A 12,929-nucleotide genomic window follows, 5' to 3' on the forward strand; every position below is an offset into this window, starting at 1 on the left:
TCCCAGCGCTTGTCTGTCAAGCGCTGGGAGCTATGTTTTTCATAGCCGGGAGGAGCCCCTCCCGGCCGGTCCAGGCAGTTCAGCCCAACCACTTGCGCGCGTTGCGCCACACACGCGCCCAGGGGCTGAGCGCGTCCCGGCCGCCGGTCGCGGCCAGGTCGGTCCAGCTCATCTGGATGTTGCGGAACACGCGTTCGGGGTGCGGCATCATGGCCGTAAAGCGGCCGTCCGCCGTGGTCACGGCCGTCAGCCCGCCAGCGCTGCCGTTGGGGTTGAACGGGTACTGCTCGGTGGCCTGGCCGTGGTTGTCCACGTAGCGCATGGCGGCGATCGCCCGGTCCGCGTTGCCGCGGTACTGGAAGTTGGCATAGCCCTCGCCGTGCGCCACGGCGATGGGCAGCCGGCTGCCGGCCATGCCCTGCAGGAACAGGCTGGGCGATTCCAGCACCTCCACCATGGACAGGCGCGCCTCGAAGCGGTGGCTCTGGTTGGTGGTGAAACGCGGCCAGTCCTGCGCACCGGGGATGATGTCAGCCAGTTCGGCAAACATCTGGCAGCCGTTGCACACGCCCAGGCCGAAGGTGTCGGCGCGGCCGAAAAACTGCTGGAACTGCTCGGACAGGCGCTCGTTGAAGGTGATGGAGCGCGCCCAGCCGATGCCGGCGCCCAGCGTGTCGCCGTAGCTGAAGCCGCCGCAGGCCACCACGCCCTTGAAGTCGGCCAGGTTGGCGCGGCCGGTCTGCAGATCGGTCATGTGCACGTCGTAGGCCTCGAAGCCCGCCTCGGTGAAGGCGTAGGCCATCTCCACATGCGAGTTCACGCCCTGCTCGCGCAGCACGGCCACGCGGGGTCTGGCCAGGTGCAGGAACGGTGCCGCCACATTCTGCTGCGGGTCGAACGTGAGGTGCACATGCATGCCGGGGTTGGCCGGGTCGCCGGCCACCGCGTGCTCGCTGTCGGCGCAGGCCGGGTTGTCGCGCTGCTGGCAGATCTTCCAGCTCACCGCGTCCCAGACCTGGTGCAGGTCGGACAGGGAGGCGCTGAACACGGCCTTGGCGTCGCGCCAGACCTGCAGCTCGCCCTTGCCCGCGTCGATGCCGCTGGACGCAGGGCGCGTCTTGCCCACGAAATGGCTGCAGGTGGCCAGGCCATGCTCGCGCAGGGTCTGCATGACCTGGTTGCGCTCGCTGGTCTTGACCTGCAGCACCACGCCCAGCTCTTCGTTGAACAGCGCGCGCAGCGTCAGCTCGTCGCGGCGGCCGCTGACCTGCTGCGCCCAGTTCTTGCTGTCGCCGCTGTCCATGCGGCTGTCGCTGATGCCGTCGCCTTCGGTGATGAGCATGTCCACGTTGAGCGCCACGCCCACCTGGCCCGCGAAGGCCATCTCGGCCACGGTGGCCAGCAGGCCGCCGTCGCCCTTGTCGTGGTAGGCCAGGATCTGGCCTTGGGCGCGCAGCGCGTTCACGGCATCGACCAGCGCGATGAGGTCCTTGGCGTCGTCCAGGTCGGGTGTCTCGTCGCCGCTCTGGTTCAGCACCTGCCCCAGGATGGAGCCACCCATGCGCATCTTGCCGCGGCCCAGGTCGATCAGCACCAGGGTGGTGTCTTCTTCCTTGGCGTCAAGCTGGGGCGTGAGCGTGCCGCGCACGTCGGCCAGCGTGGCAAAGCCCGTGATGATCAGGCTGACGGGCGAGGTCACCTTCTGGGTCTGGCCGCCCTCGCTCCACTGCGTGCGCATGGACAGGCTGTCCTTGCCCACGGGAATGGAGATGTTGAGCGCCGGGCACAGCTCCATGCCCACGGCCTTGACGGTCTCGTACAGGGCGGCGTCCTCGCCGGGCTCGCCGCAGGCGGCCATCCAGTTGGCCGACAGCTTCACGCGCGGCAGCGCGATGGGCGCAGCCAGCAGGTTGGTGATGGCCTCGGCCACGGCCATGCGGCCCGAGGCGGGCGCATTGATGGCCGCCAGCGGCGTGCGCTCGCCCATGGCCATGGCCTCGCCGGCGAAACCACGGAAGTCGGCCAGGGTCACGGCCACGTCGGCCACGGGCACCTGCCAGGGGCCGACCATCTGGTCGCGGTGGGTCAGGCCGCCCACGGTGCGGTCGCCGATGGTGATCAGGAAGCGCTTGGAAGCCACCGTAGGGTGAGCCAGCACCTCGATCACGGCCTTCTCCAGCGGCAGGCCGTCCACGTTCAGGGGCGCGAAGCTGCGCTGCACGCTGGTGACGTCGCGGTGCATCTTGGGCGGCTTGCCCAGCAGCACGTTCATGGGCATGTCCACCGGGAACTTCTGGTCGCCGGACTCCACGGCCGTGTCTTCCAGCACCAGCTGGCGCTCCTCGGTGGCCGTGCCGATCACGGCGAACGGGCAGCGCTCGCGCTCGCAGAAGGCCGTGAACTGCGCCAGCGACTCGGGCGCGATGGCCAGCACGTAGCGTTCCTGGCTTTCGTTGGACCAGATTTCCTTGGGCGCCAGGCCCGACTCCTCCAGCTGCACGGCACGCAGGTCGAAGCGCGCGCCGCGGCCGGCGTCGTTGGTCAGCTCGGGGAAGGCGTTGGACAGGCCCCCGGCGCCCACGTCGTGGATGGCCAGGATGGGGTTGCCCGCACCCTGCGCCCAGCAGTGGTTGATGACTTCCTGGGCGCGGCGCTCGATCTCGGGGTTGCCGCGCTGCACGGAGTCGAAGTCCAGCTCGGCCGCGTTGGTGCCCGTGGCCATGGAGCTGGCCGCGCCGCCGCCCATGCCGATGCGCATGCCGGGGCCGCCCAGCTGGATCAGCAGCGTGCCGGCGGGGAACAGGATCTTCTTCGTCTGCTCGGAGTCGATCACGCCCAGGCCGCCGGCGATCATGATGGGCTTGTGGTAGCCGCGGGTGATGTCGCCCACCTGCTGCTCGTACTCGCGGAAGTAGCCGGTCAGGTTGGGGCGGCCGAACTCGTTGTTGAACGCGGCGCCGCCCAGCGGGCCCTCGGTCATGATCTGCAGCGGGCTGGCGATGTGCTCGGGCTTGCCCATTTCACTGCCCCACAGCTTGGAGACGGTGAAGCCGGTCAGGCCGGCCTTGGGCTTGGAGCCGCGGCCCGTGGCGCCCTCGTCGCGGATCTCGCCGCCCGCGCCGGTCGAGGCGCCGGGGAATGGCGAGATGGCCGTGGGGTGGTTGTGCGTTTCCACCTTCATCAGAACATGGTTGGTGGCGCTCGTCTTTTGATAGCTGGGTGCGCGCACCTGTTCTGCGAAAGACTCGAATTTGGCTACAAACCGCTCAATCTCGCTGCCCTCCATGATGGAGGCATTGTCGGCATAGGCCACGATGGTGTGCTGGGGCGCGACCTGCTCGGTGTTGCGGATCATGCCGAACAGGCTCTTGTCCTGCGCCACGCCGTCGACGGTGAACTGGGCGTTGAAGATCTTGTGGCGGCAGTGTTCGCTGTTGGCCTGGGCGAACATCATCAGCTCCACGTCCGTGGGGTTGCGCTGCAGGCCGGTGAAGGCGTTGACCAGGTAGTCGATCTCGTCGTCGGCCAGGGCCAGGCCCCAGGCCTTGTTGGCGGCCTCCAGGGCCACTCGGCCGCCGCCGAGCACGTCCACGAAGGCCATGGGCTCGGCGTCCAGTTCGGTGAACAGGCGCTCGGCCTCGGCACGGGTGGCCACCACCGACTCGGTCATGCGGTCATGCAGCAGCGCGGCGACCTGCGCCAGCTGTTCGGCCGACAGCTCGGGCTTGCCGCCCAGCAGTCCGCCCTTGAGGCTGATCCGGTATTCGGTGATGCGCTCGATGCGGCGCACGGCCAAGCCGCAGTTGTGGGCGATGTCGGTCGCCTTGGAGGCCCAGGGCGACACCGTGCCCAGGCGCGGCGTGACGAAGAGGGCCACGCCATCGGCCGGGCCGGCGTAGGGGTCGCCATAGGTTAGCAGGGCGGCCAGGCGCTCGCGCTCCGCCGGCGTGGGGGCAGCGTCCCTGGCCACCAGGTGCACGAAGCGCGCCGCGATGCCTGCGATCTTGGGGTGGATAGCCTCCAGGGCGGGCTGCAGCTGCTGGGCGCGGAAGGTGCTGAGGGCATTGCCGCCCTCGAGCGGAGTGATGTGCAAGGTCACGGTAGCGGCCTGTGTGATGGGGAAAATTGAGGCAATGGCCGCCAGGCACGGCGGCCGCTGAATGGGGCCGCCACGCCCTGCGGCGCGTATTCGTGGTAACCCGGTATTTTAACGGGCGCCGCCCGTTGGCGCCGGTGGCGCGGCCGTGCCGCTGCAGGGGCCAAACGCGAATGGGATAATTTCGCCCATGAGCAGCATCACCATCAAAGACGCCCAGGGCATTGCCGGCATGCGCGAGGCTTGCCGCCTGGCCTCCGAAGTGCTGGACTACATCGCTCCGCACATCAAGCCCGGCATCACCACCGCCGATATCGACCGCCTCGGCGCCGAATGCATGGCGCAGCAGGGCACCGTGTCCGCCACCATCGGCTACCAGCCCCCCGGCTACCCGCCCTACCCCGGCCATCTGTGCACCTCGGTCAACCATGTGGTGTGCCATGGCATCCCGAACGACAAGGCCCTCAAGAAGGGCGACATCGTCAACGTGGACGTCACGGTGATCACCCAGGACGGCTGGTACGGCGACAACAGCCGCATGTACATGATCGGCGAGTGCTCCATCGCCGCCAAGCGGCTGTCGGCGCTCACGTTCGAATCGATGTGGCTGGGCATCCAGCAGGTCAGGCCCGGCGCGCGCCTGGGCGACATCGGCCACGCGATCCAGAAGTTCGCCGAGGGCCACGGCCTGTCGGTGGTGCGCGAGTTCTGCGGCCACGGCATCGGCCAGAAGTTCCACGAAGACCCCCAGGTGCTGCACTACGGCCGCCCCGGCACGGGCGAGGAGCTGGTGCCCGGCATGACCTTCACCATCGAGCCCATGCTCAACCTGGGCAGGCGCGACATCAAGGAACTGGGCAAGGACGGCTGGACCATCATCACCAAGGACCACAGCCTGTCGGCCCAGTGGGAGCACACGGTGCTGGTCACGGAAACGGGCTACGACGTGCTCACGCTCTCCGCCGGCTCGCCTCCTCTGCCCTCCTTCGTCACGGCCACGGCCACCTGAGGCCCGGCCGCACGGCGGGCGCGGCGACACGCACGGTTCTTGCTCAACATCTCCCATGCATCCACGTCAGCCCCCCGTGCCCGCTACCGCACCCGATCTGGCCCCGCTGCACGCGCTGCGCGACGGCTACCGCCAGGATAAGGCGGCCCTGCTGGCCGCGCTGCAGTCCCCCGGCGCATCCACCCGCGGCATACGCAGCCTGCTGCGCAAGCTGTCCGCGCTGGCCGACGGGCTGTTGCACCACCTCTGGGAGCGCGCGGGGCTGCCGCAGGGGCTGGCGCTGATCGCCGTGGGGGGCTACGGGCGCGAGCAGCTGTTCCCGTCCTCCGACGTGGACGTGCTGGTACTGCTGCCCGATGGCATGGCGGCGGCCGACTGCGGCGGCGCGCCCTGCAACCCGATCGAAGCCTTCATCGGCAGCTGCTGGGACGCGGGCCTGGAGATCGGCTCCAGCGTGCGCACGGTGGGCGAATGCCTGAACGAGGCCGCCGCCGATGTCACGGTGCAGACCGCCTTGCTCGAAGCACGCCTGCTGTGCGGCAGCGCCGCGCTGTTCGACGCGTTCCGCCAGCGCTATGACGCGCAGATGAACCCGCGCGCCTTCTTGCTGGCCAAGACGCTGGAGATGCGCCAGCGCCACACCAAGTACGAGAACACGCCCTACGCGCTGGAGCCCAACTGCAAGGAATCGCCCGGCGGCCTGCGCGACCTGCAGCTGATCCAGTGGGTGGCCCGCGCCGCGGGGCTGGGGCGCAACTGGCGCGAACTGGCGGCCAACGGTCTGGCCACCTCCTTCGAGGTACAGCAGATCGAGCGCAACGAGGCCCTGCTGTTTCTCATCCGTGCGCGCCTGCACGCCATCGCCGGGCGGCATGAGGACCGGCTGGTGTTCGACCTGCAGACCGCCGTTGCCGAGTCTTTCGGCTACCGCTCCACCGCGCCGGACGGCAAGCGCCTGGCCATGCGCGCCAGCGAGACGCTGATGCGCCGCTACTACTGGGCCGCCAAGGCCGTGTCGCAGCTCACCCAGATCCTGCTGCTGGGCATCGAGGAACGGCTCAACCCTTCCACGCACGAGCTGCGCCCCATCAACCCGCGCTTCTTCGAGAAGGCCGGCCTGATCGAGGTGGCCAGCGACGACCTGTACGAGCGGCACCCGCACGCCATCCTCGAGACCTTTCTGCTCTACGAGACCACGGTGGGGCTCAAGGACCTGTCGGCGCGCACGCTGCGCGCGCTCTACAACGCGCGCGGCGTGATGGACAGCCAGTTCCGCCGCGATCCCGAGAACCGCGCGCGGTTCATGCAGATCCTGCAGCAGCCCGCGGGCATCACGCACGCCATGCGGCTCATGAACCAGACCTCGGTGCTGGGGCGCTACCTCTGGCCCTTCCGCCGCATCGTGGGCCAGATGCAGCATGACCTGTTCCACGTCTACACGGTGGACCAGCACATCCTCATGGTGCTGCGCAACGTGCGGCGCTTCTTCATGGCCGAACATGTGCACGAATACCCTTCGTGCTCGCAGCTGGCCGGAGGCTGGGACAAGCCCTGGATCCTGTACATCGCAGCGCTGTTCCACGACATCGGCAAGGGCCGCGGCGGCGACCATTCGCAGATCGGCGCCCAGGAGGTGCGGCGCTTTTGCCGCCAGCACGCCCCCTACGGCATCGGGCGCGAGGATGCGCGGCTCATCGAATTCCTGGTCGCCGAACACCTCACCATGAGCCAGGTGGCGCAAAAGCAGGACCTGTCGGACCCCGACGTGATCGCCACGTTCGCCCGGCGCGTGGGCAACGAGCGCTACCTCACGGCCCTGTACCTGCTCACCGTGGCCGACATCCGCGGCACCTCCCCCAAGGTCTGGAACGCCTGGAAGGGCAAGCTGCTGGAAGACCTGTACCAGGCCACGCTGCGCACCCTGGGCGGGCGCGCGCCAGACGCCGCCGCCGAGATCGAGGCGCGCAAGCGCGAGGCGCAGGTGCTGCTGGCCCTCAACTCCATGCCGCATGAGGCGCACAGGAAGCTGTGGGACACGCTGGACGTGAGCTACTTCATGCGCCACGAGGCGGCCGACATCGCCTGGCACGCCCGCCACCTGTCGCGCCACGTAGGCACCGGCAAGACCGTGGTGCGCGCGCGCCAGTCGCTGGCCGGTGAGGGCCTGCAGGTGCTGGTGTACGCGCCGGACCAGAGCGACCTGTTCATGCGCATCTGCGGCTACTTCGACCGCGCGGGCTTTTCCATCCTGGACGCGCGCGTGCACACCGCCACCAACGGCTATGCGCTGGACACCTTCCAGGTCGTGGCATCCAGCCAGCCCGGCGCCTACCGCGAACTCACCCACATGGTCGAAAGCGACCTGCTGCACGCCATCGAGGACACGCGCTGCCTGCCGGAGCCCGCGCGCAAGCGCGTATCGCGCCGCGTGAAAAGCTTCCCCATCGCGCCGCGCGTCACGCTGCGCCCGGACGAGAAGGCCCAGCGCTGGCTCCTCAGCATCTCGGCCAGCGACCGGGCCGGCCTGCTGTACATGGTGGCGCGCGTGCTCTCGCGCCACTCCCTGAGCGTGCAGTTGGCCAAGGTCAGCACGCTGGGCGAGCGCGTGGAAGACACCTTCCTGGTCCAGGGCCCCGAACTGCAGAACAACGCGCGCCAGATCCAGATCGAAACCGAGCTACTGCAGGCGCTGGCCGATCAATAGCTATTATTTTTATAGCTATTAGCGCTTATTCAAAAAGCGCTAGAGGCCAATTCGCCTCTCATTCATCTTCGACCAGTCCGATATCGGGAAACAGCACCTCGGTGTAGCCGAACTGCGCGAAGTCCCGCATCCGCATCGGGTACAACTTGCCGATCAGGTGGTCGCATTCGTGCTGCACCACGCGGGCGTGAAAGCCCTCGGCCACGCGGTCGATGGGCGCGCCCAGCGGGTCAAAGCCCGTGTAGCGGATGCGCGACCAGCGCGGCACCTTGCCGCGCAGGCCGGGCACGGACAGGCAGCCCTCCCAGTCCTCTTCCTCCGCGGGGCCCAGCGCCGTGATCACCGGATTGACGAGCACCGTGGGCGGCACCAGGGGCCGGTCCGGGTAGCGCGGATTGCGTTCGCCCGAACCGAAGATCACCACTTGCAGGTCTTCGCCGATCTGGGGCGCGGCGAGCCCGGCGCCGTTCACGGCGACCATGGTCTCGCGCATATCGCTCACCAATCGGTGCAGCTCGGCGGTGTCGAAGCGGGTGACGGGCTGGGCGACCTTCAGCAGGCGCGCGTCCCCCATCTTCAAAATGGTGCGAATGGTCATCTCGGGCATCCCCAAAAACAGCGGCGAAAAGGCTACGGCGCCTTTGCGACCATGCAGCATACCCCTCGCCAATGCCCGCCAGGGCACGGGCACAATGGGCGCCATGCCCGCGCCCGATCCCCTGCCGCCCGTGCCCGAACGCCCGCCCCTGCCGGCGCTGGTGCGCTGGCTGCTGCTGGTGCTGGCGGCGCTGTTCCTGGCGCTGGGCGTGATCGGCATCGTCGTTCCCGGCCTGCCCAGCACCGTCTTCGTCCTGCTGGCCGGCTGGGCCGCGGCCCGCAGTTCGCCGCGCCTGTATTCCTGGCTCTGGCACCACCCCCTGTTCGGCTCCATGCTGCGCAACTGGGCCAACGGCGGACGCGTGAGCCGCCATGCCAAGTGGAGCGCCAGCGGCCTGATGGCCCTGTGCGCGCTCGTCCTGCTCGTGGCGGACATACCGCGCTGGGCCTCGGTCAGCGCATCCCTGTGCATGGCCTGCGTGCTCACCTGGCTCTGGCTGCGGCCCGAGCCGCACCGCTGAGCGCCGTCGGCGTCCATTGCAGGCCCGCACCGCCGTCTCGCCGAAACGAGCGTTTTTTGTGTATATAATCGTGGTCTTGTTCCTCGATAGCTCAGTCGGTAGAGCGACGGACTGTTAATCCGCAGGTCCCTGGTTCGAGCCCAGGTCGAGGAGCCACCATTTCAGGTCTTGCAATCGCACAAGATCCACAGCAAAAATACCGAACATTCCTCAATAGCTCAGTCGGTAGAGCGCCGGACTGTTAATCCGTAGGTCCCTGGTTCGAGCCCAGGTTGAGGAGCCAATTCTCGGCACTGCGAATCCTGGTGCGGTTGTCCAACTGCACCAGGCATTCCGGGTGATAGTCCACCAGGACCTCCACGTCGCCCACCGTTATTTCCTTCACGAACGAACCCACGAACTCGCGCAGTTTCCTCGGGTCATCACACTCCATCACTAGGCCCCGCAAGGCTTCCGACGCCGCGGCCGGGTCGATGCCTCCAGTTTCCGGCGGCGCCAATTCCTCGTTTTCCAGATCCGTCAGGGCCTTCTCCAGCAGCTTGATGTTCGCGTTCAGATCGCGCAGCCGGCTGGTCAGATCAGGGAGGTTCGGTGTCTCCTTCCCGTGTTCCTCGAGGATGGAGAACAGTTTGGAGCGCGACCGCTCCAGCGAGCGCAGATCCTTCACGATCACGGCGCGGCGCTGGGTGCGCTCCTGAACCCAGTCGCGGCGGTGGGCGTAGGCCTCGCGGATCACGCCCTCGATGCGCTCGGGGGTCATCACCTGGTCCAGCAGCTGCGCCAGCATCCATTCCTCGAAGTGGTCAGCCCGAAAGCGCGGCAGCTCGCAGCGGTTCTTTCCGGTGAGCGAGGCCCGGCACCCGAAGTAGTAGTAGACCTGGCTGCGGCCGCTGCCGCTGCAGGTCTGCAGGCTGGCTCCGCACCGCCCGCACTTGAGCAGCCCGGTGAAGGCGAAGTTGCTGCGCGTGGATCCTCCGGCGTTGACCGGCTGTCTGTTTTCAAGCATGGCGTTGACCCTCTCGAATTCCTCGTTCGTCACGATGGCGGGGTGGCTGGGCACTTTCACCCAGTCGGCCTCTGGGTTCAGCACGCGGGCGCTGCGGCGGTTGAACACGATCAGGCCGGCGTACACCTCGTTTTTCAGGATGAAGTTCACGGTGTTCTTCGCCCATGGCCGCCCGCGCATGGTCAGCCCCTGCGCGTTGAGTTGCATGGCGATCAGCTTGGTGCCGCTGCCCTGCAGGGACATGCCGAAGATGGTTTTCACCACCGTTCCCTCGGTGGGGTGGATGGCCAGGCGCTTGCGCTTGCCATCGGGCACCGACACGTAGCCGAACGGCACCCGGCCGCCCAGAAAGAACCCATCCCGCGCCGCCTTGAGCATGGAGCGCCGGGTATCGGTGGACACCTGGCGCGAGTAGCGTTCATCGATGACGGCGCTGATCGCATCCACGAACCAGCCGTCGTCGGTGCGAATGTCCACCTCTGAACTGGAATACGTCAGCCGCGTGCCGTAGCGCGCCAGCATGGCTTTGTATTTGCCCGCGTCGAGGTGGTTGCGCGCGAAGCGGCTGGAGGACCAGGTGATGAAGTAGTCCACGTCCATCACCGCGCAGTAGTTCAGCGCGTCTTGGAATGCCGCCCGCAGGTCGGTGCGGCCTGTCTTGCCCCCGTCCACAAACACCTTCGACACGATGGCGCCCAAGGCCTCGGCCTTGGAGCGGCAGTGGTCGATCTGGCTCTCGAGCGGCAGGCCGTCGTCTGCCTGCCGCTTGGAGCTGACGCGGGCGTAAATGATGGCGCGCTTCATGATGCCCTGACTCTACGGCGGCCGGCCAAACGAAGAATGTGAGATTCGCTCAGTTCTTCACCCAAGTCCCTCTTGACACGCTCGCGGATCGCCTGGTTGCCCAGGCCCATGTCCGCCAGCGTCTCAATGAAGCGGTTGCGCTGGTAGCGCTGGAACGAGCCGAAGCGCCGCAGCTTCACCTCGATCATGGAGTTGTTGTCGGACCGCATCTCCATCACCGCGTCCAGCCGCCGCCACAGGCGCATGAACGTCTCGTAGCCCAGATCGTGCGCGATCTCCAGCCACACCTGGGGCAGGCCCATGTCGACCAATTCGCGGAATCGGGCCTTTTCCCAAAGTTGAGCCGGGGTGCATTCATCCAGGTACCCCCCCCCCCCTGGGCGTGCGGCTTCGCCGCCCTGCCGGGCCCCCACCCCCTGCCCGGTCGCCTGCTCCACCCAGTCCAACTGCGCGCCTGCATTCATTCCACTGCGCCTTTCATGCATCGCGGCCTCCATCGTTCAGAGGGAGACATACCCCGTTCACTGCGAGGTTCGACAGAGTGCGCAGCGGCAGGCCGTGGCGAGTTAGGCCGCTCCGAGGGCGAGTTGCGGCGGGGCGCGAGACCACGCAGCGACGCCGGTTTTCGGCATGCCGGAGGTTGACCCACTCGCGTTTGTGTAGACATGCGGGTTGAAAGGGCATATGGCTTGGGCTCTTCATACCGTGGAGAAATTTGGAGGTCGGGAAAATCAGGACTGCGGCAGGCGCTTGAGCATTTCGCTCACGGGCGTACGGATCTTGGCCAGCGGACCGTTGGCGTCCACCACGCGCACCTTCTTGCGGATGCTCAACTCCGTGTAGATCGCGGTGGTCTTGGGGTCGGCATGGCCCATGAGGCTCTGCACCGTCAGGGTCGGCACGTCCTCCTCGGTCAGCTCGGTGCCGTACAGGTGGCGCATGGCGTGGGGATGCAGATGCCCGGCCGGGATGCCCAGCTTCAGGCCATAGGTCTGCACCAGGTCATGCACCGACTGGCGCGACAGCCGGCGCTCTTCGCCGCGGTGCTCGTGCTCGATCACCGTCGTGTTGCGCGTGTTGACGAACAGCACCTTGTCGGCACGGCCGTGGCGATCCAGCGTGTCGCGGTCGATATCGGCCAGTTCCTCATGCCCCAGGTACACCAGCAGGATGGACTCGGCCTCGCGCGGCAGCGGCACCAGGCGTTCCTTGTCGCCCTTCTCCACCACGCGCAGGAACATGCGTGACCGCCCGCCGATCACGTCACGGTGCAAGTCCCCTTCGTTCAGCGCCACAAGCCCCGACACACGCAGGCCTGTGCCCACCAGCAGGTGCAGGATGGCCGAGTCCCGGATTCCCTTGAACGTGCCGAGGTCCGGCGCATTCATCAGCCGCTCGGCATTGGCCAGGCTGATGACCTGGGGCAGGCGGCGGCCCGTGCGCGGGTGCGCCAGGGCCTGGGCCGCGTTCGCATCGATGTGGCCCCGCTCACGGCACCACAGAAAGAACCCCCGCACCGCCGAGATGTACGGCTTGCGGCTGCGCGCCACCACACCCTTGCGGTGCAGCCAGATCCCGCAGAACACCTCCAGCGCACCCCCGTCCAGCTCCGTGATCGACTCCACCCCGCCGCCGCCGGCGCCCGCGGCGAACTCGCGCAGCCGCTCCAGCGCCAGCCGGTAGGCCTCGATCGTGCGCACGCTGCGCGCCCGGTTCAGGCGCAAATATTCCATCCACGCATCAATCAACAGTTCGTCCGTCCAGCCTCTACGCGCCATGCTTCCCTCCCAACAGCCCGGCGCAGGGGGGTACACAGGCATTTCCCGCCGTGGGCCGTGGATAGCCACGCCCACCGCCCGCAAACCCGCGCCAGACAACGATTCCGCTCAAAAAGACAGCCACGAAAAACCCGTGGATGGCCACCTCAACCTGTGGACACTTCCAGTTACAGGTTTCCAGACCTGTGGATGGCGCTTTTCCGCCCGCCGCCCCTCTCTTCCTCTCTCTCTCCTCTAAAAAAGAAGAAGAAAAGAAGAAAAAGGGCCTCGCGCCGCGAAAAGCCACATATGGGGAAAAAGGCCAGACCCGTGGATAAAACGCCGCGACCTGTGGGGAATCCACAAGTCCAAATCGGGCGCCAGCCTTACAGCCATGCGGAATGCAGGCCCAAAAAGAACCCCATCCACGGGTTT

The 12,929-nt window shown here is 67.4% G+C and carries 8 protein-coding genes and 2 tRNA genes; 5 read left to right on the plus strand and 5 right to left on the minus strand.

The genetic code is table 11. The features are described 5' to 3' along the window. Nucleotides 1-79: 79 nt before the first annotated feature. Entirely contained in the window at nt 80-4,099 is a 4,020-nt protein-coding gene (purL, locus tag BP68_RS03160; protein ID WP_496368992.1) for a phosphoribosylformylglycinamidine synthase, read from the minus strand. Nucleotides 4,100-4,286: 187 nt separating this feature from the next. Between purL and map the strand changes: the two genes are divergently transcribed. Continuing rightward, a complete protein-coding gene (gene map / locus BP68_RS03165; protein WP_496368994.1) occupies nt 4,287-5,105 on the plus strand; it encodes a type I methionyl aminopeptidase in 819 nt (272 codons plus the stop codon). Between the two features lie 55 nt (nt 5,106-5,160). After that, nucleotides 5,161-7,809: a [protein-PII] uridylyltransferase gene (locus BP68_RS03170; protein ID WP_496368996.1), complete on the plus strand. Its 2,649-nt coding sequence runs from the start codon at nt 5,161-5,163 to the stop codon at nt 7,807-7,809. A gap of 58 nt (nt 7,810-7,867) precedes the next feature. Here BP68_RS03170 and def read toward each other — a convergent pair whose 3' ends face one another. After that, entirely contained in the window at nt 7,868-8,407 is a 540-nt protein-coding gene (gene def / locus BP68_RS03175) for a peptide deformylase (protein ID WP_496368998.1), read from the minus strand. Nucleotides 8,408-8,510: 103 nt separating this feature from the next. On the opposite strand from def, the gene BP68_RS03180 reads away from it, so the two are divergent. The 3 genes from BP68_RS03180 to BP68_RS03190 all read left to right on the plus strand — a co-directional run bounded on the left by BP68_RS03180 (nt 8,511) and on the right by BP68_RS03190 (nt 9,210). After that, the gene (locus BP68_RS03180; protein ID WP_496369000.1) at nt 8,511-8,927 is read left to right on the plus strand and encodes a YbaN family protein; all 417 of its coding nucleotides are present in this window, start codon (nt 8,511-8,513) and stop codon (nt 8,925-8,927) included. An 80-nt stretch (nt 8,928-9,007) separates the two neighbouring features. Further along, a tRNA-Asn gene (locus BP68_RS03185) sits at nt 9,008-9,083 on the plus strand. A gap of 51 nt (nt 9,084-9,134) precedes the next feature. Beyond that, nucleotides 9,135-9,210 (plus strand) — tRNA-Asn (locus BP68_RS03190). Here BP68_RS03190 and BP68_RS03195 read toward each other — a convergent pair. The 3 genes from BP68_RS03195 to BP68_RS03205 all read right to left on the minus strand — a co-directional run bounded on the left by BP68_RS03195 (nt 9,169) and on the right by BP68_RS03205 (nt 12,515). Continuing rightward, on the minus strand, nt 9,169-10,737 hold the full coding sequence (locus BP68_RS03195) for a recombinase family protein (RefSeq protein WP_496369072.1): 1,569 nt from the start codon (nt 10,735-10,737) through the stop codon (nt 9,169-9,171). The genes BP68_RS03190 and BP68_RS03195 overlap by 42 nt on opposite strands. Further along, nucleotides 10,734-11,201 carry a hypothetical protein gene (locus BP68_RS03200; protein WP_496369002.1) on the minus strand — a complete coding sequence of 156 codons (468 nt, stop codon included), beginning with the start codon at nt 11,199-11,201 and terminating at the stop codon, nt 10,734-10,736. Before BP68_RS03200 ends, BP68_RS03195 begins: the two co-directional genes overlap by 4 nt. A gap of 267 nt (nt 11,202-11,468) precedes the next feature. Further along, nucleotides 11,469-12,515 (minus strand): tyrosine-type recombinase/integrase, encoded by a 1,047-nt coding sequence (locus tag BP68_RS03205; RefSeq protein ID WP_496369004.1) that lies wholly within the window; start codon nt 12,513-12,515, stop codon nt 11,469-11,471. Nucleotides 12,516-12,929 lie beyond the last annotated feature (414 nt).

The sequence above is a fragment of the Diaphorobacter oryzae DSM 22780 genome (assembly GCF_059568935.1).

Coding starts and splice junctions, on each gene's coding strand:
- BP68_RS03180 (WP_496369000.1), top strand. CDS start 8,511: ATGCCCGCGCCCGATCCCCTGCCGCCCGTGCCCGAACGCCCGCCCCTG.
- BP68_RS03205 (WP_496369004.1), bottom strand. CDS start 12,515: ATGGCGCGTAGAGGCTGGACGGACGAACTGTTGATTGATGCGTGGATG.
- BP68_RS03195 (WP_496369072.1), bottom strand. CDS start 10,737: ATGAAGCGCGCCATCATTTACGCCCGCGTCAGCTCCAAGCGGCAGGCA.
- BP68_RS03200 (WP_496369002.1), bottom strand. CDS start 11,201: ATGAATGCAGGCGCGCAGTTGGACTGGGTGGAGCAGGCGACCGGGCAG.
- def (WP_496368998.1), bottom strand. CDS start 8,407: ATGACCATTCGCACCATTTTGAAGATGGGGGACGCGCGCCTGCTGAAG.
- map (WP_496368994.1), top strand. CDS start 4,287: ATGAGCAGCATCACCATCAAAGACGCCCAGGGCATTGCCGGCATGCGC.
- BP68_RS03170 (WP_496368996.1), top strand. CDS start 5,161: ATGCATCCACGTCAGCCCCCCGTGCCCGCTACCGCACCCGATCTGGCC.